This is a genomic window from Lysobacter sp. TAB13 (assembly GCF_052113885.1).
Classification (GTDB): Bacteria; Pseudomonadota; Gammaproteobacteria; order Xanthomonadales; family Xanthomonadaceae; genus Lysobacter; species Lysobacter gummosus.
The window spans coordinates 1-688 of the sequence record NZ_JBFRDR010000073.1; the positions used below are offsets into that span (position 1 = coordinate 1).

Genomic DNA, 688 nt, shown 5'->3' on the forward strand with positions numbered 1-688 from the left:
TCATCCGCCTGCACGGTCTCAAGAACAAGACCTGACCAGCGCGCTCCGCGCAACCGGTGCCGGCCGCGCGGTGGTGAGGCCAGCTCAGGGGTTTGTCGACCAGCCGGATCTGGGCCGGCCGTCGCTGGTCGCCTCAGCCGTCATTCGACGAGTTGAGGTCGTCCAGCTTCAGCACGTCGTCCCCTACGAGGCCCGCCGCCTGGCGCAGCGCGTCATTGACGCGGTCCTGCCAGCCTGGTCCGCCGCTCTGGAAATGATCGAGGACATCGCGGTCGATCCGCAGCGTCACCATTTCCTTCGCACCGGGAAGCGCGGGTCGCTTCTCGATCACGGGCGGCGCCTTCGGGGCAGCCGGCTTGAACAGGGCTTCCGCCTGGTCGCGGGCGCTGGTCGGCCGGCGCGGTCTGTCGTGGTTCATGATGCGTCCCTGCTCTTGCTGCGGGCTTTCCTGACGACGTCAGGCTCGTTGGTCAAACGCTCGCGGCGTTCCGTCTTCTCTGCCGTGCTTGCGTCCATGTCGCTCATGGCATGGTCCACCGCGCGTGCGGCGCGGGCCCGCACCGTGCTGGCGCTGACCTTGAGCGAGGCATGTGACGCTGTCGGGACAGCCGTGGGCACAAAGCCCTTCCGCAGCCGCACGCCCGCGCCTTCGCCATTCTCTGGGATGAAGATGATGCCGGCTTCGGAC

General features: G+C 68.0%; 2 protein-coding genes. Both read right to left on the reverse strand.

Features of this window, described 5'->3' with window-relative positions; all coding sequences use genetic code 11:
* Positions 1–133: 133 nt before the first annotated feature.
* Positions 134–418 (reverse strand): BrnA antitoxin family protein, encoded by a 285-nt coding sequence (locus AB4Y92_RS25165; RefSeq protein ID WP_113518571.1) that lies wholly within the window; start codon positions 416–418, stop codon positions 134–136.
* The coding region (locus tag AB4Y92_RS25170; RefSeq protein ID WP_441822098.1) for a hypothetical protein at positions 415–688 on the reverse strand (274 nt) is incomplete at its 5' end. The genes AB4Y92_RS25165 and AB4Y92_RS25170, both read right to left, overlap by 4 nt.